This is a genomic window from Streptosporangium sp. NPDC051022, from assembly GCF_040683035.1.
Classification (GTDB): domain Bacteria; phylum Actinomycetota; class Actinomycetes; order Streptosporangiales; family Streptosporangiaceae; genus Streptosporangium.
The window spans coordinates 37,020-62,547 of record NZ_JBFBCF010000036.1 but is presented as its reverse complement, the minus strand read 5'-3'; the positions used below and the strand labels follow the sequence as shown (position 1 = coordinate 62,547).

The 25,528-nt window shown below is 73.2% G+C and carries 16 protein-coding genes; 5 read left to right on the top strand and 11 right to left on the bottom strand.

Features of this window, described 5'->3' with window-relative positions:
• Positions 1-173: 173 nt before the first annotated feature.
• Complete coding sequence (locus AB0N02_RS39190) at positions 174-908, top strand: lytic polysaccharide monooxygenase (RefSeq protein WP_363957789.1); 735 nt, start codon at positions 174-176, stop codon at positions 906-908.
• A 62-nt stretch (positions 909-970) separates the two neighbouring features.
• Here AB0N02_RS39190 and AB0N02_RS39185 read toward each other — a convergent pair whose 3' ends face one another.
• From AB0N02_RS39185 to AB0N02_RS39165, 5 genes are all read right to left on the bottom strand, one after another.
• Positions 971-3,043: a hypothetical protein gene (locus tag AB0N02_RS39185; RefSeq protein WP_363957786.1), complete on the bottom strand. Its 2,073-nt coding sequence runs from the start codon at positions 3,041-3,043 to the stop codon at positions 971-973.
• On the bottom strand, positions 3,040-6,795 hold the full coding sequence (locus AB0N02_RS39180; RefSeq protein WP_363957783.1) for a DUF5682 family protein: 3,756 nt from the start codon (positions 6,793-6,795) through the stop codon (positions 3,040-3,042). The genes AB0N02_RS39185 and AB0N02_RS39180 overlap by 4 nt, the downstream gene beginning before the upstream one ends.
• On the bottom strand, positions 6,792-7,982 hold the full coding sequence (locus tag AB0N02_RS39175; protein ID WP_363957780.1) for an AAA family ATPase: 1,191 nt from the start codon (positions 7,980-7,982) through the stop codon (positions 6,792-6,794). Before AB0N02_RS39175 ends, AB0N02_RS39180 begins: the two co-directional genes overlap by 4 nt.
• A gap of 189 nt (positions 7,983-8,171) precedes the next feature.
• Complete coding sequence (locus tag AB0N02_RS39170) at positions 8,172-13,241, bottom strand: DNA-binding protein (protein WP_363957777.1); 5,070 nt, start codon at positions 13,239-13,241, stop codon at positions 8,172-8,174.
• Positions 13,238-14,104: a DUF4132 domain-containing protein gene (locus AB0N02_RS39165; protein ID WP_363957774.1), complete on the bottom strand. Its 867-nt coding sequence runs from the start codon at positions 14,102-14,104 to the stop codon at positions 13,238-13,240. The genes AB0N02_RS39170 and AB0N02_RS39165 overlap by 4 nt, the downstream gene beginning before the upstream one ends.
• A 979-nt stretch (positions 14,105-15,083) precedes the next feature.
• Here AB0N02_RS39165 and AB0N02_RS39160 point away from each other — a divergent pair.
• The gene (locus AB0N02_RS39160) at positions 15,084-16,367 is read left to right on the top strand and encodes a cytochrome P450 (RefSeq protein WP_363957771.1); all 1,284 of its coding nucleotides are present in this window, start codon (positions 15,084-15,086) and stop codon (positions 16,365-16,367) included.
• A 49-nt stretch (positions 16,368-16,416) separates the two neighbouring features.
• Here AB0N02_RS39160 and AB0N02_RS39155 read toward each other — a convergent pair whose 3' ends face one another.
• A complete protein-coding gene (locus AB0N02_RS39155; RefSeq protein WP_363957768.1) occupies positions 16,417-16,815 on the bottom strand; it encodes an SRPBCC family protein in 399 nt (132 codons plus the stop codon).
• A 309-nt stretch (positions 16,816-17,124) separates the two neighbouring features.
• Between AB0N02_RS39155 and AB0N02_RS39150 the strand changes: the two genes are divergently transcribed.
• Positions 17,125-18,084 (top strand): siderophore-interacting protein, encoded by a 960-nt coding sequence (locus tag AB0N02_RS39150; RefSeq protein ID WP_363957766.1) that lies wholly within the window; start codon positions 17,125-17,127, stop codon positions 18,082-18,084.
• 48 nt (positions 18,085-18,132) lie between these two features.
• Here AB0N02_RS39150 and AB0N02_RS39145 read toward each other — a convergent pair whose 3' ends face one another.
• Positions 18,133-18,936 carry a siderophore-interacting protein gene (locus tag AB0N02_RS39145; RefSeq protein ID WP_363957764.1) on the bottom strand — a complete coding sequence of 268 codons (804 nt, stop codon included), beginning with the start codon at positions 18,934-18,936 and terminating at the stop codon, positions 18,133-18,135.
• A 356-nt stretch (positions 18,937-19,292) separates the two neighbouring features.
• Here AB0N02_RS39145 and AB0N02_RS39140 point away from each other — a divergent pair, with 356 nt between their 5' ends.
• Positions 19,293-21,578 (top strand): polysaccharide lyase 8 family protein, encoded by a 2,286-nt coding sequence (locus AB0N02_RS39140; protein ID WP_363957762.1) that lies wholly within the window; start codon positions 19,293-19,295, stop codon positions 21,576-21,578.
• A gap of 83 nt (positions 21,579-21,661) precedes the next feature.
• Here the strand turns inward: AB0N02_RS39140 and AB0N02_RS39135 are convergent, their stop codons facing one another.
• The gene (locus AB0N02_RS39135; protein WP_363957759.1) at positions 21,662-22,288 is read right to left on the bottom strand and encodes a hypothetical protein; all 627 of its coding nucleotides are present in this window, start codon (positions 22,286-22,288) and stop codon (positions 21,662-21,664) included.
• A gap of 18 nt (positions 22,289-22,306) precedes the next feature.
• Here AB0N02_RS39135 and AB0N02_RS39130 point away from each other — a divergent pair, with 18 nt between their 5' ends.
• The gene (locus AB0N02_RS39130; RefSeq protein ID WP_363957756.1) at positions 22,307-22,462 is read left to right on the top strand and encodes a hypothetical protein; all 156 of its coding nucleotides are present in this window, start codon (positions 22,307-22,309) and stop codon (positions 22,460-22,462) included.
• On the opposite strand, the gene AB0N02_RS39125 is transcribed toward AB0N02_RS39130, so the two are convergent.
• The 3 genes from AB0N02_RS39125 to AB0N02_RS39115 all read right to left on the bottom strand — a co-directional run bounded on the left by AB0N02_RS39125 (position 22,441) and on the right by AB0N02_RS39115 (position 25,494).
• A complete protein-coding gene (locus tag AB0N02_RS39125; protein WP_363957753.1) occupies positions 22,441-24,045 on the bottom strand; it encodes an amidase in 1,605 nt (534 codons plus the stop codon). The two genes, AB0N02_RS39130 and AB0N02_RS39125, sit on opposite strands and share 22 nt — an antisense overlap.
• A 213-nt stretch (positions 24,046-24,258) precedes the next feature.
• Entirely contained in the window at positions 24,259-24,696 is a 438-nt protein-coding gene (locus tag AB0N02_RS39120; protein WP_363957750.1) for a cupin domain-containing protein, read from the bottom strand.
• A 42-nt stretch (positions 24,697-24,738) separates the two neighbouring features.
• Positions 24,739-25,494 (bottom strand): SDR family oxidoreductase, encoded by a 756-nt coding sequence (locus AB0N02_RS39115; RefSeq protein ID WP_363957747.1) that lies wholly within the window; start codon positions 25,492-25,494, stop codon positions 24,739-24,741.
• Positions 25,495-25,528 lie beyond the last annotated feature (34 nt).

The window sequence follows — 25,528 nt, the reverse complement described above, 5'->3', positions numbered from 1 at the left end:
TACAGCTGAAAAGCGGTGTCAAGGCTGTTTTACAGCGATGTTCGCAATTGCCGCGAAAGTACACATTAGGGGGCGAACGACCGGCGGAGCCGGGGGGTGACACATTGCTGGAGCATTTACTGTTAGGAAACTTTCCTTTATATTTAGATCACCCCCCAGCAAAGGAGCAGTACATGCGCAGAACGACAACACTCATGTCGGCGTCGATGCTCGCCATGGTGACCACGGTGTTCATGGCCACTCCGGCCGAGGCGCACGGCTACATCTCCAACCCTCCGAGCCGCCAGGCCTTCTGCGCCCAGGGCAAGGTCTCCTGCGGTGACATCAAGTACGAGCCGCAGAGCGTGGAAGGTCCCAAGGGTCTGCGGACCTGCAGCGGAGGTTCCCGCTTCACCGACCTCGACGACGACAGCAAGAACTGGCCGGTCACGAACGTCGGCAACACCGTCAACTTCACCTGGTCGCTGACCGCTCGCCACGCCACCAGCACGTGGGAGTACTACATCGGCGGCACCAAGATCGCCTCCTTCAACGACGGCGGCAGGCAGCCCGACGCCACGGTCAGCCACAGCGTGAGCCTGGGCGGCAGGACCGGACGCCAGAAGGTCCTGGCCATCTGGAACGTCGCCGACACCGGCAACGCCTTCTACGCGTGCGTCGACCTGCAGGTGGGCGGTGGCAACCCCACCCCCACCCCCACCCCCACCGTCACGCCGACCGTGACCCCGACCGTCACCCCGACGGTGACCCCGACCTCCAACCCCGGCGGAACCTGGGCGGCGGGCACCGCCTACCGCGCGGGTGACCAGGTCACCTACGGAGGCTCCACCTACCGGTGCCTGCAGGCGCACACCGCCCTGGCCGGCTGGGAGCCGCCGAACGTGCCGAGCCTCTGGCAGAAGCTGTAACCCCGCTTCTGACGGACGTCCACGACGGACCCGCACCCCACCAGGGTGCGGGTCCGTCCCGTTCAGGAAACCCGGCCACCCCGCCAGGACGCCCGGACCAGTGCCCGCTCCGTGGCCGTGAGATGGACCGCCGCGGCCAGCCACGCCCAGGCGTAGCCGTCTCCCCCGGAGTCCACCAGGCGGCCGAACACGTCACGGGCACGCCGGTCGGCCTCCGCGGTGAGCGCGACGACCAACTCGGCCGCGGTCTCGAATCCCGTCCGGCGAAGCGACGCCCGCTGGGTGAGGGAGTCACCGCCCCGGGCGGACTCGGCGACCGCCCACCTGCCACCGGAGACGGCCAGCTCGACCAGGCGGCGCACCCGCCACAGGGGCGAGTCCGCGACCGGATCGGTTTCGGCGGCGCTCTCCTCGGGCGGCCCCGGCCGGCAGGCCTCCGCCGGCGGGAGATGGGCGCCGCGCAGGCGGTCGTATCCGAGGTCGGCGCGATCCAGCCACTCCTCGGGCAGGCGGAGCGTCGGCCCGTCACCGGGAACCGGTCCGACCGCCAGCGGGCGCATGGTGGCCGCCCGGTCGGGGTCGAGCCGCCCAAGCACCCGTATCCGCATCCCCGGACGGGACGCGAGCTGCCGCAGGTTGGCGACGTGGGCCAGGTCGGGATGGGAGCTCGCGGGCACGAGCCGGATCAGCGGCCCCGGCGGGAGCTCCGCCGCCTCGCCCCGCGCTTGCTCCGCCCCCGAGGCCGCGGTGCTCCCGATGCCGCCGACAAGCCGCAGTTCACGGGCCAGCAGCCGGTCGCCCTCGGCGCCCACGATCACCAGATCGCATCCGACCGGCCGGTTGGCCTCCTCCTCGGCCTGCGGATCGCCCCAGGCGTCGCCGGAGAGTCTCGCGTCGGCCGCCTGGGCGAGCGGGGCGGCGAACAACGCCGCGAGCGGTCCCTGCGACCAGGACAGACCTGCGAGCGGGGTGGCCCGTACGCCCCTGCCCGCGCCAAGGCGTCCTTCCGGGGAGATCGTCGTACCGGAGATCAGCAGACCGCCACGGGCCAGCTGAGCGTGGTTCAGGGTGGCGGCGCCGAGCGCGACCGTCGCCGTGCCCGCACCCCGGGCGCGGGCCGGCCCTCCCGGCCTGACGTCGGCGACGGAGACCCAGCGCCCGTCCTCCGTGACGAGGTGCGTGACCACCCCGCCGTAGCCGGTGGCGCTGATCACGGGCTCCCGGCAGACCCCGTGAACCCGCAGCGCCTCGCCCGGCCGGTAGGCACGGCGGGTGGTTCCGACCAGTGCCGGATCGGGGTCGCCCGCCGCGAGCCTGCCCGCGGTCACCAGAAGGTCGCGAAGCGCGGAGACCAGGTCGGCCAGGCGGTGCCCATCATGACGGGCGCGGGCGGCCCGCAGCCCGCGGACGACCCGCAGGGCCGCCGCCTCGGCCCTGGGCAGCCCGGCCAGCCGGGCGGTGTGCGCCGCGCGGAGCAGTTCGGCCTGGGGCACCGCGCCCGCCCCGGGAACCCCCGCCACGAGTACGGCCACGGCGGCTCCCCACACCTCGGCCGCGGCGGCCACCTGCGCGGCGGCCGCGGTACCCGCGTCTCCGGCCGGGCCCACCGCCCCGGTCACGGCGCCCGCGTCGGCGTGACCGGCCCGGTCCGCGTGCGCGACCGTGTCCGGAACTGCGTCCGGAACCGTGTCCGGAACCGTGTCCCCGTCCTGGGCCGCGCCCGCGGCGGCGGTGCCACCGCTGCCACCGCCTCCGGTGCCGCTCCCGGCGTCACCGTCGCCGCCGCCGATACCGCCGTCTGTGCCACCGTCTGTGCCGCCGGTCGTGTCCGCGACCGGGCAGGCGCTGAGAACCGCCGCGCGATGCAGACAGCGCGGTGCCAGCAGGCAACTGCACAGTGCCGCGCCGGGCTCGGCGACCACCCCCGACTCCGCCGGGGTGAGGGTGACCACCGCGTCCTCCCCCCAGCTGACGGAGACCGCCCGCCCGTCGGCGACGACGGGCAGCTCGGCGCAGCGTTCGATCGCCGCGTCCAGCTTCTTGCGCAGCCGCGGCGTGAGATCCTCCACGGCCGCGGCGGCGACGTGCGGCTCCACCGGCGGCAGCTGCGGAACGGCGGGAGCGGGGAGACTCATCGTGCTTCTCCTCGGAGGCGGTCGCCCACCCAGCGGGCGAGGGCGAGCGGACTGAGCGCGGCGACCGGCATGCCGGCCGCCACGAGCTGCTGGGCGACGGGCACCGAGTAACGGGGGGCACCCGTGTCGTCCAGGGCGGCGCAGCCCAGCAGATGGACACCGGAGGAGACGAGGGAGCGGACCTCGCCGAGCAGGCCCCCGATCGGATACCCCTCCTCGAAGTCGCTGACCACCACCGCGAGCGTACGGCTGGGCACGGTGACCAGCGAACGCGCGTGGGCGAGCCCGGCGGCGATATGGGTGCCACCGCCGACCTGGACCTCCAGCAGCAGGGACAGCGGGTCGGCGACCCGGTCCGTCAGGTCGATCACCTGGGTGGAGAAGGCCAGGAAGTGGGTCGAGAGCGTCCGCACCCCACCCAGGACGGCCGCGGTCAGCGCGGACCAGATCACCGATGCCTCCATCGAACCGGACACGTCGACCACGAAGATCAGCCGCCAGTCGGCCTCCTTTCGGATCGGGGTGTCGAAGACCGGCCGCTCCGGGACGACCAGGAATCCGCCGTCGCCGGTCCGACGCGTGTGCGCCAGGTTGGCCCGGAGGGTGGCCGGCAGGTTGAGCCGGCCGCCGGGGCGGTAGGTCGGACGTGGCGTCGCCAGACCGGTCAGCGCGGGACGCAGCCGGGTGGCGAGCTCGCGGGACAGCTCGGCGACCAGGCGCCGTACGAGCGGCCGCAGCCGGGAGAGCTGCTGCTCCGGCAGCCCCCCGGCCAGGGACAGGACCGAGGTGAGCAGCTCGACCGACGGGCGCACGGCGTCCGGGTCGAGCACGGCCAGCACATCGGTGCGTCCCGCGTCCGCCGCCCTGGCCAGCACCTCCTCGCGCACCTCGGCGCCGAAGAGGGCGTCGAGCTCGGCGGCCCACTCCCGGGCGCTGGGAAAGGACGCCCCCTGACCGCCGCCACCGCCCGAGGCTCCTCCCTGCCCGTTGCCGAGGTCGGTCGCCCCCTCACCCTGCCCCGCCCCGTACAGCTCGTCCAGGGCGTAGGCGTAGCGCCGGGCGTCGGCGGGAAGCCGTTCGGTCTCCCTGCCGAGCAGCAGACGCCATCGGTCGGCCGGGGCGAGCCGGTGCGCGGCCCGCTCCTCGCGCGTCTCTCCCGTTCTCCCTGGCGAGGTGCCCGGGAGGCCCGGCACGTCCTCCCCGGGCGCGGCGGGGGACGCCGGCGACGGGGAGGAGGCGTCGGAGAGGCCCGGCACGGGGAACCGCAGGGCGTTCAGGGCGGCCAGCCCGGCCGCGTCCGCGGCGGTCCACAGGGCCAGCAGCGCCGGTGAGACGTCCAGCGCCAGGTCGAGCCGGTCACCGAGGCGGTCGGTCACGGCCCGGAGCAGACGGTCGCGACCGGCCGGATCGAGTGTGTCGAAGCCGCCGCGCAGGGCGGGCAACCGGTCCAGGAAATCCCCGTCGGTGAGGCCGTCGACCCGGTCCAGCAGCGGGTCGAGCGCCGCCGTGGCCGACTGCAGGAGCGGACCGGCGGCGGTGAGCAGGCCGGTGAGCAGACGGGACAGGCGGTGGCGCGCTTCGGGACCGGTCGCGCTGTCGACCCATCCGGCGGCGCGGGCGCCCAGGGTGTGCGGGGCGTCCAGGTCGAGCAGCACCCGGGCCGCGAGCGCGGCCCCCTGCATGAGCGGGGAGCCGTCGTGCGCGAGGGTGCCGAGCGCGTCGTCCATGCGCAGTCCGAGACGCTGCTCACCCGCCCGGGCGACGAGCGCGACCAGGGCGACGGCGTCCTCCCGCCGATCGCTGCCGACCAGGCCGGGCAGCGCGCGGACGGCGGCCTCCAGCAGGGTTTCGGCCAGCTCCGCCGCCTGCTTCCGGCTTTCCGGCGTGGTGCCGGGAAGGTGCTGTCGCCGCAGCGCCTCCAGCAGGTCCAGCGCCCGCAGGAGATCGGGAAGCCCGGCGGTCGCCGGAAGCACGGCGGTGGCGTCCGCGAGGCGATCGGCGACCAGGCCGGGCAGGTCGCAGACGGCCGCGGCGCGCAGGCTCGCGAGGATCAGCTCGCAGGTCGGGCCGCCCTCGGCGGACTCGCGGCGGAAGGTCTCGCGCAGTGTCCCGGAGGCGGCCAGCTCGGCGGTGACGCCGCGGATGCCCGCCAGGTCGAGGAGCGCGGCGACGGAGGGGGTCCACGAGAGCCGCCACCGGGTGGTGAGCGCCGTCGCGTCGCCCGTTCCGCTCACCTCGACCTGCTTGCCGTACCCGACGCCGCACACCAGCAGGCGCTGCAGCAGGATCTCGCGGCGGCCGTCCAGATCGGAGCGGAGCGGGTCGAGGCGGAGCTCCCGCGAGTCGGGACTGTCCGGGCAGGGCAGCCGCAACGCCGCCAGTTCGGCCTCCACCGCGGGGCCGAGCCCGGATCGGGGCGTGCCCGGCGCGATCCGGCCGCGATCGGTGCCGACGAGGACCGTCTCGAGGGCGCGGGCGAGTGCCCTGCCCCGCCCCAGGGGCTCGCCCTGACCGAGCACGGTGGTGATCGCCTCCAGGAGCTCGCCGCGGCCCGGCGCGGGCAGCCCGCGCAGACGGGCCAGGTCGCAGGCGAGCCGCAGCGTCTCCACGGCCTCCCCGGTGCCCGCGGTGTGCCCGGCCGCGCGCAGTTCCCGGCACAGTGCGGTGATCGCCCGGGCGGCGGCGTCCCCGATCCTCTCGGGATCGCCAGCGGCCGTGAAGACCTCCTGCTGCCAGCGCGGATCGCGAATGCCCGCCGGGTAGCCCGAGCGGGAGTCGAGCAGGTCGAAGGCGTACGGGACGAGCGACGTGGCGGACGGGACGGCGGTGCGGGAGGCGGCCGAGGTCGTCACGGGCGACGCGGCGGCCTCGGCTGTGACGGGCGGAGCGGCCGGGGACGCGGAGGCCGAGGAGGCGGAGGCCTGGGAGGACGCCGCGGACGTGCCGGTGCCGCGCTCCGGCGGGAGGAGCAGCGCGGGGGCGTGGAAGGCCCCGACCACCGCGGCGACCCGCAGGCCGCGGGCGACGGCTCCGGCGAGCACCTCACGCATGTACGCCTCGCGTGCCAGATCCCGGGAGGGCACCCCACCCGAGACCTCCGCGTCCCGGCGCAGCGCCCAGCCCACCCCCAGCGCGGCCCGGCGCACCGCCTCCGGCCGGCTTCCGGGAGCGAGCACCTCGACGGCACGATCCCACATGTCGTCCCCGTCGCGGCCGGTGCAGGAGGCGGCGAGGCCGTCGGCGAAAGCGCTCCCGGCCCGGCCCGTCGTCCCGGCCGGAGCCCCTTCGGCCTCGGGCGCGTCCTCCCGGGACCTCTCTCCTCCGGACGGCTTCGGCCGGGACGACGGGCTCGGCGACGGACCGCTCGCCGAGCCGTCCGTGGCCGACAGTGGAAGATCGCAGCAGAGCACCTCGGCCCCGCGCTCCCTGGCCCAGCGGACGGCGGCCAGTTCCGGGGAGAAGTCGGCGAAGGGGTAGAACCCGAGTCCGCCGTCCTTCCCCGTGCCCGCGAGGGCGACCGGCGCGATCGTGGCCGGGTCCGCCAGGTGAACGAGCCAGGGCTGGAAGTCCGCGGGCAGTTCCACGCAGACCACCTCCGCTCCGGCGGCGTCCAGCAACGCCGGAACGGCCGCCGCCAGCGCCGGACTGTGGTGGCGCACCCCCAGGAGGTACGGCCTGGCGGAGGCGGCGAGAACGTCCACCGCCTCGCGCGGATCCCCGCCGAGGACGTCCTCTTCCCGGTCGTCGCTCAACGCAGGTTCTCCCGCAGGTCCCAGAGCCTGCGCCACATCGCCGAGCCGTCCTCCGCGCGACGTCGCACCGGGCCGTCCCAGTAACCGAGCAGCCGCGAGTGGTCGGCCGGGTCGTCCTTGCGCACCACGCCGAGCAGGTGCCCGGGCATCAGATCGAGGACGTCCGCGCCGGGCAGGTAGGCCACCGCCACCCCGAGGGAGGCCGCGACCTGAACCGCCTCGGCGGTCGACATCACCGTTCCCGGGCGCTCCACGTCCCATCCCTCGGCCGAGCGGCCCGAGCGCAGGTCACGGAAGACGGTCACCAGCGCGTCGAGCACGGCGTCGTCCACCTCGAAGGCGGCCCCGGCGCGCTGCACCACGGCCGTGGCCTGGCCGCGCACCAGAGCGGTCTCGGCCGCGGGGTCGGCGATGGGATGCACTGTCTCGAAGTTGAACCGGCGTTTGAGCGCCGCCGACATCTCCGAGACCCCCCTGTCACGCAGGTTGGCCGTGGCGATCACGGTGAAGCCGGGAACGGCCGCCACCAGGGCGTCGGGGGTGCTCGCGAGTTCGGGCACGCTCACGCGCCGGTCGGACAGGATCGAGACCAGCGCGTCCTGCACCTCGGGCAGGCAGCGGGTGATCTCCTCGACCCGCGCGACGCGCCCGGTGCGCATGGCCGCCAGCACCGGGGAGTCGACCAGCGCCTGGCGGCTCGGTCCCTGGGCGAGCAGAAGGGCGTAATTCCAGCCGTAGCGGAAGGCGTCCTCGGTGGTGCCCGCGGTGCCCTGCACGGTGAGCGCGCTCGTGCCGCAGACGGCGGCGGCGAGCAGCTCGGAGAGCATCGACTTGGCGGTTCCCGGCTCGCCGACCAGCAGCAGGCCCCGCTCACCGGCGAGGGTGACCACACAGCGTTCCACCAGGGCGCGCTCACCGACGAACTTGGGCTCCACCGTGAGCTTGGCCGGTGGTTCGATGCCGTCGGCTCCGGGCGCTCGCCGGGTTTTCGGCAGCTCCAGGGTCTCGCCGCCGCTGCCGCAGATGAACGTGACCACCGCCCGGGGGGTCAACGCCCAGCCGGGCGGGCGGGGACCGTCGTCGTGGGCGGCGAGAAAGGCGAGCTCGATGGCGTGCCGATCCTCGGCGGGCAGGGCCTGCCTGCCGGACGGGGCCGCGGGGGGCGACGCCTGTCGCGTCGTGGTCATGGAGGGGAGTCCTTCGTCTCGGGCCGTCCGCCCCGGTGGGGCCGGGGCCGGGCGTGCCGGGTGAATCATGTCTGCCGTCGGCCGGAGGGAACCGCCGGGAGCCGCCGGGGCCGGGAGCCCGGGTGACCGGGCCGGTTCCGGGCAGGGGGTGGGGCGGGTGCGGGTCGTCGCCGCATCCGCCCCACGGCCTCAGGTACGCCTGCCGCGCCGTACCCGGAGCTCCTCGAAGCGGGGAACGTCTCCGTCGCGGACCCGCTGCCATGCCCTGGCGTAGAGGGCGGCGGCCGGCTCGATGGGGACGATGACCCCCAGCTGGGCGGCCTCCCCGCTGACCAGGTCGAACAGGGCGGTCTTCCACTGTTCGAGCGGAAGTTTCGGCGCCTTGGCGTCGACCCAGGCGCCGGGCAGGAACAGTGAGCGTCCCGCCCTGGCACGGCTGGCCTCGACCACCAGGTCGGTGACGGCCAGTTCGGCGCGGGCCGCCTTGAACCGGGCGGGTTTCCAGCCGGTCCACCGGACGACGTTCTTGTCGGTGGGATCCGGCATCGCCAGCAACGTCAGGTAGAGCGTGGCGGCGTCCTGACCGAGGCCGTACTCTCGCGCCACCTGGGAGACCAGGGCGGGCACGGAGCGGCCGGGATCCTGTGGCCACCAGGTGCCGTCCGCCGCCCGTTCTCCCGCCGCCGGGTCGCCCTGACCTGCGAGAAGCGTCGCGAAGCGCGGGTCGCGGGCGACGCGCAGCGCCAGCTCCACCGGGAACGGCTCCCCGGCGTCGCCCGCCAGGGCGCGCAGGGCCGGTAGATAGGGGTCGTCCCCCGAGTCGTCCAGGAGAGACATCCGGATGCCCGGCGCGGGCTGGCTGTCGTAGGTGGCCATGATCACGGCACCGTAGCGCTCCCAGTCCTCGGCGACCTCGCTGGGCGTCCCGGCGACCTTGCGGAAACCGGGAAGGTTGACGTAACGGCCCAGGCTGAGCAGCAGGTCGGGGTTCGCCAGCCGGTCCCGCAGCGCGGCCAGCGCGGCGGGCAGCGCGGCGCGCACGGGGTCTCCCTCGGGGAGCCTGTGGGCGAGCCAGGCGGTCAGGGCGACGACGCTGACCAGTGTGGACTCGGTGAACCCCGTGACTCCCTCCTCGACCGGGGAGACCCTGTCGCGATGCACCCTCCAGCGCAGGTCGACGCTCAGCTCCGGCGCCGAGGCGGGGTCGAGCAGGGCGGGAAGCGCCCGGCCGGGCTCCCAGGCCGTCCGCACGGCGCGGGCCGCCTCCGCGACGATCCATTCGGGGACCGCGGCCCGCCGTCCTATCCTGGCGTTCCACACCGCCGCGGCGGCCGCGACGTCCGGACCATCCGTCCAGAGCGCCGCCGCGTCGGCGGGCAGCAGCGCCGCGACGACCTCCCGCCGGATGTCGGCGTCCATCTCGCGCAGTTCGTCTCTGGCGACGGCGGCGTCGGCCGCCTTCAGCCCGAGCGCCGTCCGCACCGCGGTCGGCAGGAAGACGCGATCGTGACTGTCCACGTACGGCAGGCCCGCCACGACCAGCCGCGCCGTCGTCTGGGTCACCCCGGTGAGCCTCGCGAACTCCTCGGCCGCCTCCGGCCGCCAGGGTGCCGGGCCGTGCTCGGAGCACAGCGCCAGGAAGTCCGTGAGCCAGCCGTTCTCCCGGGTGTCGCCGAGCAGGCCGTGAGAGCGCACGGTGTAGGGGAAGGGGACCTCGAAGCGGCCCGCCGGATCGTGGAAGAGCGCGGAGAAGCGGCAACCGCCGGCGTCGGGGTCGGCGTCGTGGAAGGCGGCGAAGGCGCCGTTCTCCAGCCGGAGCACTCCGCGCCAGGTGCCGTCCCGCCGCTCTCCCGCGGCGTCGACGAGGTGGCCGTCGTCGAGGTACAGGGTCATGCGGCGCCACGGGGCGGACTCGGCGGCGGGGGGCAGCCCGAGCGCGTTCACCTCGTGGAGCAGCTCGCGCAGCGCCTCCGCGTGCTGCGGCTCGAACGCCACGGACGAGGCGCGGTAGGCGATCGCCGCGCACCGGTCGAGCAGCGGCTCCCACTCCAGGGAGGTGTGCGGCAGCTGAGGCCCGTCGAAGTGGAGCCTGACCACGGCGCCGGAGACGTCCGGCTCCCGGACGGGCTCCCGGGCACCCCACTCCGTGGCGATCCGCAGCGCCCGGCCGATCGCCCGTATCTGCCGGAAGGCGTCGTGGCAGGCCTCGCCGTACCACCAGGGGCCGGAGACGCCCAGGCCGTTGAGGGCGCGGGCGAGCACCTGGTCGGACGGGCCGGTGGGCTGCTCCTCCTCCTGGCCTCCGGCGAGGGCGAGGGCGAGCCGGGCCGCCACGGTGTCCAGGGTGATCTGCTGGGCCGCGGCGAACCGCGCCACCCCGGCGATCCCGGCGATCAGCGCCTCATGGCCGACCTGGGGCAGCAGCGTGCGGACCAGCTCCTGGAGCTCCTCCTGTGCGGTCCGCGCGGGCCGTGCGTGCTGCACCGCGTGGACGGAGTGCGACAGGTGCGGCGCGTGCGGCGGATGACCGGCCTGCCCGTGCTGGGCCGAGTGGCCGGATCGCTCGGACTCCACGCAGACCGCCACCTTCAGCAGGGCGGCCGCCGTCTCGTCGTCGATCCGGCGCAGGGCCAGGGAGCCCTCCGGGTCGCGGGGCCGCAGGCACCGCCAGTAACGCACCGGCGGCAGCATCGCGGTGCCCGCGGCGAACGCCCCGGGTACTCCTCCCGTGGAGACGGCCGCGACGGCGACTCCTTCCGGGTCGACCAGCTTGACCCGGGGGTAGCTCTCGACGAGGGCGCGGGGCCGGTCGTCTCCGGGGAAGGTGATGACGCCCGCGGGCAGGCCCGGCCCGTCCGGGCCGCCCTCCAGGACGACGGTGCGCCCGGCGAGGTCCTCACCGCGCCGTGATCCGTCGGGCAGCCGGATCACCCGCCAGCCGATCAGGCCGTTCACCGGGACCGCGGCCGGGGTGGGCTCGTCCGAGGGAACGGGCAGCAGCCAGCCGCTCTGGAAGACGCCGCCCGGCGGGGCCGAGACCAGCGCGTCGGCGAGGAAGCCGGGCATGCTCGGCCTGCCGTGGGTCATGGTGACCGGGTCGTACTCGCGCCACCCCTCCCCCTGCTCGTCCCACACCCAGAACGAGATCCCGTCGCCGATCAGGTGCGTCCTGGCGGGCACGCTGGTGTCTCCCTGGTGCAGGACGCCCGCGCCGGTGGTGCGCCCGCCGCCGGGCAGCGGCAGGGTCACCGTGTCGGTGCGCAGCGTCCACGTGCTGGCCAGTGCCTCCAGCGGTCGCAGCGCTCCCGCGGAGGAGTGCCAGTAGCCGCGCAGCTCGTCGGTCCCGCCGTAGGTGTTCCAGTAGACGAGCAGCTCGCCGTCGACGTAGTGGAAACCGGGGGCGCCGTAGACGTCGGCCGACGGCCTGCGCAGGTCGTGGACGAGCACGGTGCCCTCCAGGCCGATGACCCTGGCCTGGGACCGGCCGGAGACGATCAGGTGGGGCCACGCGTCGGCGACCTCGAGCTCGCCGAGCTCCTTCGGCCTGACGAGCGCGCCGATCGCCTCCTCCCAGGCGGGCCAGCCCAGCTCGTCGACGAGGCCGCCGCGCAGTGTCCGGGCGAGCTCGGCGGCGAGGTCGCTCTGCGCCACCGCCCTGACCTCCTCCTCGGCGAGGACCAGCGCCTCGGCCGGCAGCCAGGTGAGCTTCTTGAGGGCGTCGGGCAGCTGGGGCAGGCCCGCGGCGAACGAGCGCCGGGCGACCGTCCTCATCCACTCCGCCAGCATCGGCCTGCCGCCCGGGGAGGCCGCCAGCCGGCGTACGGCCCGACGGCCGTCCTCGTCGTCGCCGAACCGGTCGGCGGCGCGCTGGAAGGCCGCCGTGAACCGGGGGTCGGCCGCCAGGGCGAGCAGGTCGCGCCCGCCCTCGCCCCGCGCCCACGGCTCAAGGAGCAGCAGCATGTCCTCCTCGGGCTCGGCGACCGGCACCTCCAGCGTCAGCAGCAGGTCGAGCAGGTCGACGTCCGGTTTGGCCACCAGGCCCCGGTCCGTCTCGGCCAGCTCGGCACGCAGCCGCGCGGCCACGCGCTCCACCAGGGCGTACAGCCCGGGGAGCCGTGACTCTCCCCGCCAGCCTGGGCTCCAGATCTCCAGGAAGCGTCCCAGCCAGCCGACCGTCCCGTCCGCCGGGCGCTCCCGCTCCGGAACCCCGCCGTCGCCCAGCCCCGCCGCCGCCCCGGACTCCTCCAGGACCTCCAGCCAGAAGGCGGGGAGCTCGATGTCGCCGTTGCGGGGCGTAAGGTTCAGCAGCGTCCCGCGGACGGCGGGATCCCGCAGGCCCAGGGCGACCAGTGCGGCGCGGTGCGCCTTCCACCAGCCCAGCGGCGCTCCCGCGGTGGCGGGCAGGGTGAGCAGCTCGACCAGGTAGTCCTGCTCCTCGGCCTCGGCGTCCCGGCCGGCCGCCCTGGCCAGGCGGCGCAGGTCACCGGCCATCTGCGCCGACGGCGACAGGCCGCCGGCCGTACGGCGCACGCACAGCCTGCGGAACCTGCGCAGGGCCTCGTCCGGGGAGACCCGCGCGGTCAGCTCCCTGGCGTATCCGGACAGCGCCTTCACCGGCAGCGCCCCGGCCAGGGCGAACTCCAGGAACACCGCGTCGAGCCGGTCCTCGTCGACCCGCAGGCCGTGCTCCGCCTCGGCCCTGCGCGCCTGGCCGAACATCTGCGCCGCGTAGGTGGGGTTGTCCACCGCGAGGAACATCCGGCCCGCCTGCTCGAAGAACGTCGGCAGGAAGTGCGGAACGGCCCCGGCCAGCTGCGCGGCCAGGCGCAGGTAGGCGTCCAGGGCGGCCTTCGGCTTGGACTTCGCCTGCCTGGCCGTACGCTCCAGCTCCGGCACGACGGCGAGCGCGTGGTGGCCGTCCTGCGGGTGGTGCACCAGCACCCATTCGGGAAAGCCCAGCGAGCGCCTCAGGCCCAGCCCGACCACGACCGGCTCACCGGCGGGCTCCAGCCCGAGGAAGCCCGCCGCCGCGTCCTCCGCCGCGCCCAGTTCCTCGGCGACCAGGCGCACCACGACCCGGCCCTCCAGCCCGGGGTGGCGGTAGGCGCGCGTGGTGAGCGGCACCGCCCGCTCGCCACCGCCCTCCGTCCCGGGTGGGAAGACCGCCCCGGCCTCGAGCAGCTCCCGCATCCCGGCCTCCGTTCCGGCCTGGAGCGGCCCGCCGGCCCCACTCTCCCCCGACGGCATGGCGCCGCTCATGCGTTCCCCCCTTCCTCGACCGTCCGCCCGGCGTACAGGGCCGAGGCCATCCGCATTCCCTCCGACCACGCCACGGGACCGACCTCCCGCAGCGGCAGCCGTCTGCCCTCCCGGTCGTCCCAGGTCAGGGCGCCCGTCTCGGTGTCACCGTCCCAGTAGGGTTCTCCGATCCACACCGACGCCCCGGCCGCCCGGCCCGCGTCGCGCACCGCGCAGGTGACGTAGCCCCCCGACACCCGATAGCCCAGAAGGGTCGCCCGGGCGGCGAGACCGAACCGGGAGGCGAAGCTCCCTCCGGCGAACTCCGTCACCTCGGTGGCCTTCTCCCCCAGGTCGGCCGGTTTGGCCCAGGTGGCCCGGTGGATCTGCTCGACGCGCTGGACGATGCCCAGCTCCGCGGCGAACTCGCGCAGCTCCTCCAGGTCGGGCAGCAGAACGGGATGCGGCAGGGTGACCGCCTCCGGGGAGAGCCGGACGGTCTCGCCGTCCAGGTTCACCACCCGCAGCTCACCGGAGCCGGTCACGTCGCGCAGGAAACCCGCCTCCTCCGGATCGTCGCCGACGACCACGAGGTCACGCAGCACCGCCTGCCACGCCTCGTCCGGCCAGACCTCGGCCACCAGCCCGGTGGGAACGGGCAGGGACGACACCATCCAGGTGTCCACCTGCGCCACGCAGGCCGCCGCGTGCCGGTCGAGCCATTCGGCGAAGCGGCGCAGCCGTTCCGTCTCGGGGTGCTCCCGCACCTGTTTGGGCAGCGACTTCAGCTGCCGCCCAGCCGCCCGGCCCGCGGTGGCCCTCGCCACCACCCGGCCCTCCACGAGGGCGACCTCGTACCCGTCGCCCGCCGACAGCCAACCCAACGGTTCCTACCTCTCGACACACATGGATCAACATCGCCCACAGGGGGTTTCCGCACCTGTGACGGTGATGCGCGGAACGCTAACGCCCCCCGCCGACAATCGCGTACTCGGCGGCCCGGCCGGGGCCGTCCCGTCCTCGGCCGGATGTCTTCCGGCCGGGCCGCGGACGTTCCCCGGCCCGCTCTCCCACGTGGGAAAAGTGCCTTCGGCAAGTCCTGGCGCGAGCATGGTCCGCGGCCCGCCCGCCCGGCGCGCGGTCACAGGATCCGGCACACCGGGCGCACGCGCTCACGGAGCGGCCACGACGGCCCGCCCGGTCATGAAACGGCGCTGCCGTGACCGTCGATCACGGGGCGGACGGACGGGCGAGCCGAGCTCGTCAGCCACCGAGGCCGGTCCTGGCGGCCTGACCATACGACACGACCGACACGACCGGATGATTTCCGGCATGGCCGGAAACAGCAGTCCACCGTATTCCAAATTCTCCTGAATCCGCCCCTTTGCCAGACTCCCCCATCTTCCCCGTCTCCCTGCTCCCGTCCCCAACAAACCCACCCATCACCCAAAATAACAATTTGAGATGATTTAGCAAATAAAATACATTCGGTCGGCTCTGAAATTTACTCACGTTCTTAGACGCCGAGGACGGAGAGCGTCTAATCGGCCCCTCGGGGTGACGCCACCTGCGACAGCCTTCCGACGACACCCCAGCCCGAAAGGCGGTATGAGGATATGTCCGATCACAGACCGTGTGATCCAATCACCGGCCGGAAGGTTTTTCGGGGCGGCTTTTCAACGACGGAGGCGAGCACGCCCCCAAAGACGGCCGCCGGGCACGCACAACGGCGTACAAACCGGATCCATCAGGACAAACTCATTAAGACGGACCGGGGCATGGGCAATTGACGCTCAGGAACGGATGCTGGAAGCACCAGGAGAAGTCAGCGGGCGGAAGACGCCCCGCACCCGAGGAGGGACATTGAGCACTTCAGCGGATTCCGGCGGGACCGGCGCCGTCCCCCCGGTGAGCCTCATGGATCCCGAACTGCTGCGCGACCCCTTCGGCGGATACGCGCGGATACGCGAGCGGGCACCCCTGGTGCCGGGGATCCTCTTCGACGCCACCACGCGGATCTGGCTGGCCACCCGTTACGACGACGTCAAACGGGTGCTGAGCGACCCGCGGTTCGTCAACAACCCGGCGAGCGTCCCCGGGCTCGACGTGGGCAACATCCGCGAGAAAGGCCTCGAAGTCCGCGGCGTTCCCCCCGAGTACGCGCCGTACGTGCTCGACAGCGTTCTCGACGCCGACGGCGCCGACCACATCCGCCTGAGAAAACTCGTGTCGCGCGCCTTCACCGCGCGCCGTGTCGCGGAGCTGCGGCCACGCGTGGAGGAGATCACCGATGATCTTCTCGACAGGCTCGGCGACAGGGCGGTGGACGGCGTCGTCGACCTGATCGAGCACTTCGCCTACCCTCTGCCGATCACCGTCATCTGCGAACTCGTCGGCATCCCCGAGGAGGACCGCCCGCTGTGGCGCGACTGGAGCAGGTCGCTGACGACCCTGGAGACGGGGAACCTCGCGACGGCGCTGGGAGGCATCATCGCGTACGTGGGGGAACTGATCGGACGGCGCCGCGCCGCGCCCGCCGACGACCTGCTCAGCGGGCTCATCCGCGCCCACGACGAGGACGGCGACCGGCTCGGCGACACCGAGATGGTCACGATGGTCCTGACCCTGGTCCTGGCCGGGCACGAGACCACCGCCCACCTGATCGGGAACGGGACCGCCGCCCTCCTCACCCACCCGGACCAGCTCGCCCTGCTGCGGAGCGACCCCGCGCTGACGCCCCGTGCCGTGCACGAGCTGATGCGCTGGTGCGGCCCCGTGCAGGGCACCCGGATCCGCTACGCGGCCCAGGACGTCGAGGTCGGCGGCATGCCCGTACGGCGCGGCGAGGCGGTCATGGCCGTGCTGGTGGGGGCCAACCACGACCCGCGCGAATTCGAGGACCCGGAACGGCTCGACATCACCCGCGAACCCGACGGGCGCAAGGAGAACCACGTCGGCTTCGGGCACGGCCTGCACTACTGCCTGGGCGCGGCACTGGCCCGGCAGGAGGGCGAGGTGGCGCTGGGAGCGTTGCTGCGCCGCTTCCCCGATCTCGCCCTCGCCGTCGAACCGGACCGGCTGGAGCGCCAGCCGATGCCGGGCTCGTGGCGGTTGACCCGGCTGCCGCTGCGGCTGCGGAAGGACTGACCCGGGGATCCTCGGCCGGCGGCCGGGACGGCGCGACTCCCGCGGTGTCTCAGGCCGCCTGCCGTACCTGGTCCGCCAGGCGCTTCAGGCTCTCGTCGAGCGCGCGGGCGACGTCCTCGTCGGAGGGCGGGTGCTCCTCCTCGAAGAACGACAGGTGCACGGTCACCTCGCTCTCCTGCGGCGAGATGCCCGCCACCTGCAGCCACCCGGCGTACCGGTCGTCGTCGCGGGTGCCCCATTCCATCCGGAGCTGGTCGCGCTCCGCCCGGAACAGGGCACGGGCGTCCCGTCCCGTCTCGTCCTCGTGCACCGTCACCGCGGGCGGATCCTCCGCTCGCACGTGCAGGTCCTGGGGAATCCATCGATCGATCCGGTCCAGGTCGCTCGCCTGGTCGAAGACCAGCTCCGGAGCCGCCGGAATCCTGCGGGAACGCTCGTGCTCACTCATCGGATCCACCTTCCTCACGGTCGACACCGGACTCCGTGTCCGAAAGACCCGGCTCTAATCACGACCGGGGAACAGCAGACCGTTTCATGCACCTTCACACACCGCGACTTGTCCGGATGGGTTCGCCCGCCCGGCCGGATCCGTTCGCCACGACGGACCCGGACGAGCGCCGCGTCCACCGCGAGATCGGCGTCTCCCGAGCACTCCCGGACACCCCCATACCACTCAAACCAAACATAGGTTAGCCTTACCTTATCTTTGCCGCCGGCGGGGTGTGCGCAGAGAAGCAGAGAGAGGGAAGCCGGACCGATGATCGACTCCTACCGTATCTTTCACGTGCGGGTGAGCGGGCTGAAGCGACTGAGTCCCTCGTTCCTGCGCGTGACCTTCACCGGTGACGATCTCGGCCTGTTCGCCGACAACGGCCTGGACCAGCGCATCAAGCTCATCCTCCCGCTGCCGGGGCACGGGCTGGCCCACCTGCCGACCGGCTCCGACTGGTACACCCGCTGGCGCTCGCTCCCCGGCGAGCTGCGCAACCCGGTGCGCACCTACACCGCCAGGGCGGTCAGACCCGAGCTGCGCGAGGTGGACATCGACATCGTCATGCACGGTGTCACCGACGGTGTCACAGCCGGCGCCGCAGACGGTGCCGCAGACGAGGCGTACGGCGACGCCGGTCACGCCGCCGGCTGGGCGCACCGGGCACGGCCCGGTGACGAGGTCGCACTGCTCGGCCCCGACGCCCGCTACGACGGGGATCACGGGGGAATCGAGTTCCGCCTGCCCTCCGGGAACGGCCCGGTGCTGCTGGCCGGTGACGAAACCGCCGTGCCGGCGATCGCCTCGATCCTGGAGGGCATGCCCCGCGACCGCTCGGGCGAGGCGCTGCTGGAGGTGCCGCACCGGGCCGACGTCCTGGACGTCGACGCGCCGGACGGCGTGACCGTCACCTGGTTGCCGCGCGACGGCGCGGAGCACGGCAGCCGGCTGGTGCCCGCCGTACGGGCAGCCGCCGACCGGCTGCTGCCCGAGCCGTCCTCCTCCCGGGGATTCACGGACGTGGACGTGGACGTCGACGAACTGTGGGAGGTGCCGGAGGAGACCCGTACGGCCCGGCCGGTGTACGCGTGGCTGGCCGGTGAGGCGTCCGTCATCAGGACGCTGCGCCGCCATCTGGTCGCCGAGCGCGGGCTGGACCGGCAGTCGGTGGCGTTCATGGGCTACTGGCGGATAGGACGCGCCGAGCGGCAGGCCCCCACCGGCTGAGCCGGCGGAGGCCCGAGGTCCGCCCGGATCCGGTGACGGGCCCGGTGTTCAGTCGTCCTCGTGATGGTCGTGGTTTGCGATCCCGCGCTTCCAGTAGCCGTCCACGTCCACCTGCTCCTTGGCCAGGCCGCGTTCCCGCCGCAGATGACGGCGGATCGGCTTGAGGCAGCCCGCCTCACCGGCGACCCAGGCGAACCCCGTCCCCCCGGGCAGCTCTGCCGCGCGGATGGCGCGCTCCATCAGGTCGCTCGTCCCGGGAGGGGCGTCGCCACGGTGCAGCCAGGTGAGATCGAGATCGGTCGCGGTGGCGAACCGCTGCTCCTCCCGCGGCCCGGACACCTCGGCGAACGCGATGACCCTGACCCCGGCGGGCAGCATCTCCAGCCATCGGCCCAGGGCGGGGAGGGCGGTCTCCTCCGCCGCCAGGAGGTACCAGTCGTGCACCATCGGCACCACCTCGGACCCCCGGGGCCCGAGCACGCCGAGCCGCATGCCGGGTTCGGCCCGCTCGGCCCAGGCCGAGCCGACGCCGCCACCGTGCACGACCATGTCCACATCCAGCTCGCGGACGTCGGGACGGTGGTAACGCACGGTGTAGTCACGGGTGATCGGCTCGACCGGCGCAGCCACCCACATGTCGTTCTCGATGACCGGCGGCACCGGCAGGTCAGCGCCGGGCTCGGCGAAACACAGCTTCACGTGGTCGGTGGGCGACTGCTCCCGGAAACCCTCCAGCGCGTCACCGCCGAAGGTGACGCGCACCGTGGAGGGGGTGATCCGCACGACGCGCCTGACCTCGAGCAACCGGTAGGTGAGGGGGTGACGCACGATCGTGCTCTGCGGCAGGCCCATGCTGAGTTTCCCTTCGCGATGCCCTCGGTCCGAGGGGGTGCCACAGCGGCCGGGGACGGCCGACTCCGCCGCCACGCTGCGGCACGGCGCGTGGAGGGGCACACGTCTTCAAAAAATAAGGTAAGCCTTACCTAAGTTTCCATGGTTCCGCAGGGATGTCAAACCATCCGTCCCAGAAGTCCCGGTCACCGTCCGGAACCGGCGGCCACCGGCGTCCGGGACTCCGGGGCTCCGGGGCTCCGGGAAACGCTTCCGGCGGCGGAGCCAGGGCCGCCCTCTCCCCCTGTGAGGTGAGGGGGCGCGGCACGCGCGTGACGCTCAGTCAAACCACCGGGTTTCCGCGTAATAATCTTGGAGTGAAGCGGCATTCCAGACGATTATTCCTCCAGCTCAGCGGCGTCGCCGCGGCTGGAGTGCTGATCTCCGCCTATGCCGCCCACCCCGGGGAGCGCGCCGCGCTCGCGGAGGAGGATTCCTTCGCCCCGCTGCGCCGCCGGTGGCAGGACGTGACGGCGGGCTCGGGGTTCGACGCGACGGCCGAGCCGTACCGGGCCCGGCTGGCGGAGACGGGAACGGCGGCGGCCGGACACCGGGACGCCATGGCCCCCACCGAAACGTCGCTCTGGCCCGACCTGGCGTTCCCCTCCTACATCGCCACTCCGAGGCGGCTGCAGGCCATGGCCCACGCGTACGTCCTGCCGGGGACCGGCCTGACCGGTGACGCGGGCCTGGCCGAGGCCGTCGCCGCCGGCATCGACCACTACCGGCGGCAGGTGTACGCCGCGGACGCGGAACCGGTCGGCAACTGGTGGCACTGGCAGATCGGCGTCCCCAGGAGGCTCCTCGACGCGGCCGTGTCGATCGGCCCGCACCTGACGGACCCGCAGAGGGACGCGCTGCGGGACGCGGTGGACCACTTCGTCCCCGAGTGTCTCCTGGACGACTACAGCGGTACCAGCACCGCGGCCAACCGGGTGGACCTGTGCGTGGTGACGCTGCTGCGCGCCATGCTCACCTCGGACGCGAGGAAGGCCGCGCTGGCCGCCTCGGCGCTCTCCCCGGTCTTCCCCTATGTCTGCGAGGGCGACGGGTTCTACCGGGACGGCTCGTTCGTCCAGCACACCTACATCCCCTACCAGGGCACATACGGGGTGTCGCTGCTGTCGGGGCTCGCGACACTGTTCGCGGTGTTGCGCGGCTCGCCCTGGGAGATCACCGACCCGAACCGGCAGATCGTCTGCGACATGGTGGAAAGGTCGTTCGCACCGGTCGTCCACGACGGCTTCTGCATGGACCTCGTCAGCGGCCGCGGAATCGCCAGGGAGGCGTACGGCGACCACGCCAGGGGGCGTGCGATCGCCTCCGCGATCCTGCTGCTGGGAGAGGCGGCCTCCGCCGACGAACGGGCCCGCTGGCAGAGCATGGTCAAGGGGTGGGCGCGGCGGAACACCTGCAAACCCATGCTCAAGGCGGCCGAGAAGAGCGGCGATCTGGGATTTCACGCCCGCCTCGCCGCGGTCCTGGGTGACGACACGATCCCCGCCGCCGACGAGCCCGCCGGGCACCGGCTGCTGGCGATGAGCGCCCGCGCCGTCCATCGCAGGCCCGGCTGGTGCGCGGGGCTGAGCATGGCCTCCCACCGGATCGGCCACTACGAGCACGGCAACGGCGAGAACCTGCGCGGCTGGCACACCGGCTCGGGGATGCTCTACTGGTGGGCCGAGGGCCACGGCGACCAGTACTCCGACTCCTTCTGGGCCACCGTCGACCCCTACCGGCTGCCGGGCACGACCGTCTCCACTCGGCGGCTGGCCGACGGCGCTGGCGCGGGCTGGGGCGAGACCTGCCCGCCGGGCCGCTGGGTGGGAGGCGCCACCGACGGCGTGTACGCGACGGCCGGCCAGCACCTGAACGGCTTCGAGAGCACCATGGAGGCCTTCAAGTCGTGGTTCTTCCTGGACGACGCGGTGGTCTGCCTGGGGGCCGGGATCACCGGCCGGGACGGCGTTCCGGTCGAGACCGTCGTGGACAACCGCAGAACCGACGCGCTCCTCACCGTGGACGACGGGGAGGGCTGGGCGCACCTGGCGGGACACGGTGGATACGTCCTGCCCTGCGCCCGCCTGTCCACGCTCCGCGAGGAGCGCGCCGGCGGCCCCGACCAGGTGACCCGGAGCTACGTGACCCTCTGGCTCGACCACGGTGTCGATCCCGACTCGGCCGACTACGTCTACCTGCTCATGCCGGGTGCGAGCCCGGCGGAGACCCGGGCCCGCGCCGCCGACCCCGGCTGGGCGCACGTGCTCGTCAACACCGCCCGTCAGCAGGGGGTCCGGGTCCCGTCACTCGGGATCACCGCGGTCAACTTCTGGAACGACGGAGCCGCCGGCGACCTGACCGTCTCCGCCCCGTGCACGGTCCTCGTCAGGGAGATCGGCGACGGTACGGCCACGCTGACCGTGTCGGATCCCCGGCGCGACCTGAGTGAGCTGACCGTCGCCTGGGAACGGCCGGTGACCGAGGTGCTCCACGGGCATCCGCTCCTGAGGGACACCACGACCGGCGCGAGGCTCACACTCGCCTTCGGAGGGCTGGCGGACGGGGACGGCGACTCGAAGACGGTCACCGTACGGCTCGGCTAGCGGCCCGGCCCAGACAGCCCGGTGACCAGACAGCCCGGTGATCGGTGCGCGGCGAGGAAGGCGGCGACAGGGGTCGCTTCGGGTCACCTGCCGCCGTCGCGGAGGACGAGCAGTTCGCGTCCCCTGCCGCGGGCGCCGTCGACCCAGGCGGGAAGCATGTCCCCGACCAGCCACGCGACCTCCTCGACGTCGTCGTCTCCGCCGGGGAGCAGCCTGTGATCGGCGTGGATCCGGTCGAGGTCGAAGCCGGCGAGTTCGGCGCGGAGGCGGTCGAGGTCGGCCTTCGACGCCAGCACGGGGAAAGGCCAGGGGTCCGGGTCGGGCGCCGCGTCGCGCCACGGAAACGTCCAGCACCGCCCCCACAGATCGGCGAGGGCCGTCAGGCCCCAGGCGCGAAACGCCTTCCGCAGCCGGTGCCAGCCGCGTCCCGGCAGGACCACCGATCCGAGCGGGTCCCCGGCGGTGGGGCCGAGGAGTTCCAGCAGCCACACGTATCCGCCGGGACGGGACGGGTCGAGCCGGCCGGTGATGATCTCCCGCAGCGCCGGTTCCACCTCGGCCGCCTCGGTGGCCCGCAGCAGCCCACCGGCCTCCGTCAACTCCTCGATCCCGCCGAGGGCGGCCCGGACGAGAGCGTCGTCGTGGGAGCCGGCCATGCCGAGGAAGACGTCGGCGTCGATCGCGAAGGCTGATATGTACTGTTCGGCCATCCGGCCATTATCGTGATCTTGTCAAAGCCGGTACCGCGTACGGCGTACCTGGACCGCCGAGCCGCCCTGGGGGACTCCCGGCACGCCCTGGTCTCCACGCGCCGCCCCGCCGGCGTGGGCGGGGCGGCGTGGCCGTTCGGCGGGAGGAGCCGTCAGGGCAGGGTCCGCAGGTAGGTCGGTGGCTTGCGCACCTGGCCCGCCTGCTCGAACGCGTATCCCAGGGCGATCAGGGTCGGCTCGGAGAACCGGCCGCCGAAGAAGGTGACGCCCAGCGGCAGGACGTTCCTGGCGTACCCACCGGGAACCGTGATCGCGGGGTAACCGGAGACAGCCGAGGGCGTGGAGGTGGCGACGAAGTCGGTGAAGTCGTCGCCCTTGGTCAGGCTGGTCAGCCAGGCTCCGTTGTTGGTCGGCGCGAGCACCGCGTCAAGCCGGTTCTCGGCCACCACGGAGTCGATCGCCTTACGGGCGAGCGAGGTCGCCTTCTCCCTGAGCGCACGGTACTCGGGGTCGTTCAGGTCACCGGTGGTCGCCTGCGACTGTTCGAACAGCTCCTGCCCGAAGTAACGGAGCTCGGTCGAGGCGTTCCGCTTGTTGAACTCGATCAGCCCGGCCAGGTCGCCCGGGTGCCGTCCGGGGGTCCCGGCCAGGTAGGCGTTCAGGTCGTGCTTGAACTCGGTCATCAGGGCCGGGAACTCCACCTCGCCGACCTGGTCCAGCCCCTCCAGTTCGAGGTTGTCGACCACGGTCGCGCCCCGCGCCTTGAGCGTGGCGACGGTGGCGTCCAGGGTGGCGAGCACCTCCCGCTCGTTCCCCGCGGCCGAGCGCCAGACGCCGATGCGTTTGCCGGCCAGCGCATCCGGCCTGAGCGCCTTGAGGTAGTCGCGCCCGCCTCCCGGAACGGTGGCCGGGTCGCGCGGGTCCACGCCCTGGATGACCGAGAGCACGGCGGCCGCGTCGGTGACGTTCCTGGTGATGGGGCCCGCGGTGTCCTGTGCCAGGGAGATCGGGACCACTCCGGCGCGGCTGACCAGGCCGATGGTGGGCTTGATGCCGACGACGCCGTTGAGCCCCGCCGGGCAGACGATCGAGCCGTCGGTCTCGGTGCCTATGGTGACCGCGGCCAGGCTCGCCGCGACGGCGACCGCCGAGCCGCTGCTCGATCCGCAGGGGTTACGGTCCAGGACGTAGGGGTTGTTGACCTGGCCGCCGACCGCGCTCCATCCGCTGGAGGAGCGGGTGGAACGGAAGTTGGCCCATTCCGACAGGTTCGCCTTGCCGAGGATCACCGCGCCCGCCGCGCGCAGCCGCTGGACCAGGAAGGCGTCACGGGCCGGGCGGGAGCCGAGCAGTGCCAGCGATCCGGCGGTCGTGTGGAGCGGCCCGGCGGTGTCGATGTTGTCCTTGAGCAGGACCGGAATGCCCTCCAGGGGGCCGCGTGCACCGCGGCGCCGCCGTTGGTCGCTCTGTTCCGCCTCGCGCAACGCCGCGGGATTGGTCGCGATGACCGCGTGAAGCAGCGGATCCACCGTGCGGATGCGGTCGAGGTAGAACCGGGTGAGCGTCGCCGAGTCGAAGCGTCCCCGGTCCATGGCGCGCTGCATGTCGAGGACGGTCGCCCGGTCGAGGTCCAGTCCGCGCAGGACGGTGCCGGAAGGTGGCGGGGCCGCCTCGTGGGCGTACGCCGGGGCCGCCACGGACAGTCCGGCGACAAGTGTCATCGCAGCCAGCCATCGCGTGGGATGTGTGGGAGTCATGGATGGTCAGCGTAGCGATTCATGCTTTCTAATGAAAATATTTCAAATTCACACTTTTTGCTGTTATGCCGCTTGTGATGGCCTTTCACGGCGGGAGCGGAGACGCGTGCTCGGGAGGCGGGGTCGACGGTGGCGGGGATGCCCGGGCGGGTCATCCTGGCGTAGGGGCACAGCGCGGTCGCCTGGGTGAGCAGCGGAGCGGCCGTACAGCGTTCAGGCCGGGCGCGGGGCGCGGCGATCCTCGCGCTGGGCGAGTTCTTCCTCGTCCACCAGGGTGAGCATCGGCTTGCCCGGCTCGCACAGCATCGTGACGGTGAACCGCAGCGGGACGTCGTCGCGGTTGTTGCCGTCCTGGTAGTGGATGACGTCACCGCCCGGCTCCCAGAAAGCCTCCCCGGCCCGTACGACGCGCTCCGGCTCGCCTTCCACCTCCAGCAGCATCTCGCCTTCCAGCACGAAACCGAACGCCGGCCCGGAGTGGCGGTGCGGCGGCGTTCCGGGGTCGCCGGGCGGGAACTCGACCACCACGGTCATCGCGTGCGCGCCCTGCGGGATGAAGGGCGGTTCGGCCTCCTGCAGTACGGTCAGCGCCGTCTGCCACGCGTTCGATCTCGGCTTGGGTCCGGTGGTCACCGGGTCACGGTCGGACATGGGAACGACCTCTCGTATCCAGGGTGGTCCGGGTGGGGTGTCCTACTGGCCCGTCGCGGTACGGCCGGGCCAGTCGCGGTAGCGGATCCGGCCGAGGACGGCGCCCTCCTCCGGCACCAGCGTCCGCTCGCCCGGCACGCTTCCGAAGTAGTGCGCCCGCGGGTCGGTGACCACCTGCCGCGGATCGCCCCAGCCGGCCAGTACGTCGCGGAAGAACTCGTCCATCCGGAACCGTTCGGGTCCGGCGATCTCGACCCTGCCGTTCAACGGCGAGCCCACCGCGACCTTGCCGACCTCTCGCGCGACCTCGTCGCCCGCGATGGGCTGGAAGAACACGTGCGCCAGCCGCACCGTGTCGCCGTCCGTGGCCTCGTCGGCGATGCTCCGGACGAACTCGAAGAACTGGGTCGCGTGCACGAGCGAGAACGGGATCCCCGACTTCTCGATCAGCTGCTCCTGGGCTGCCTTCGCCCGGAAGTAGCCGTTCTCAGGCATCCGCTCCGTTCCCACCACCGACAGCGCGACGTGGTGGCCGACACCGGCCGCCGCCTCCGCGGCCAGCAGATTGCGGGTGGAGGTCTCGAAGAACTCCAGCACCGCGGCGGGCTCGAACGACGGCGAGTTCGACACGTCGATCACCACCCGCGTACCCGCCATCACCTCCGCCAGTCCTTCGCCGGTGAGGGTGTTGACGCCGGTGCTCGGCGCCGCCGCCACCGCCTCGTGACCGTGCTCACCCAGCTTCGTCACCAGCTTCGACCCGATCAGGCCGGTCCCGCCGACCACGACGATCCTCATGGCAAACCCTTTCTGTCCGCCGGGGACACTAATG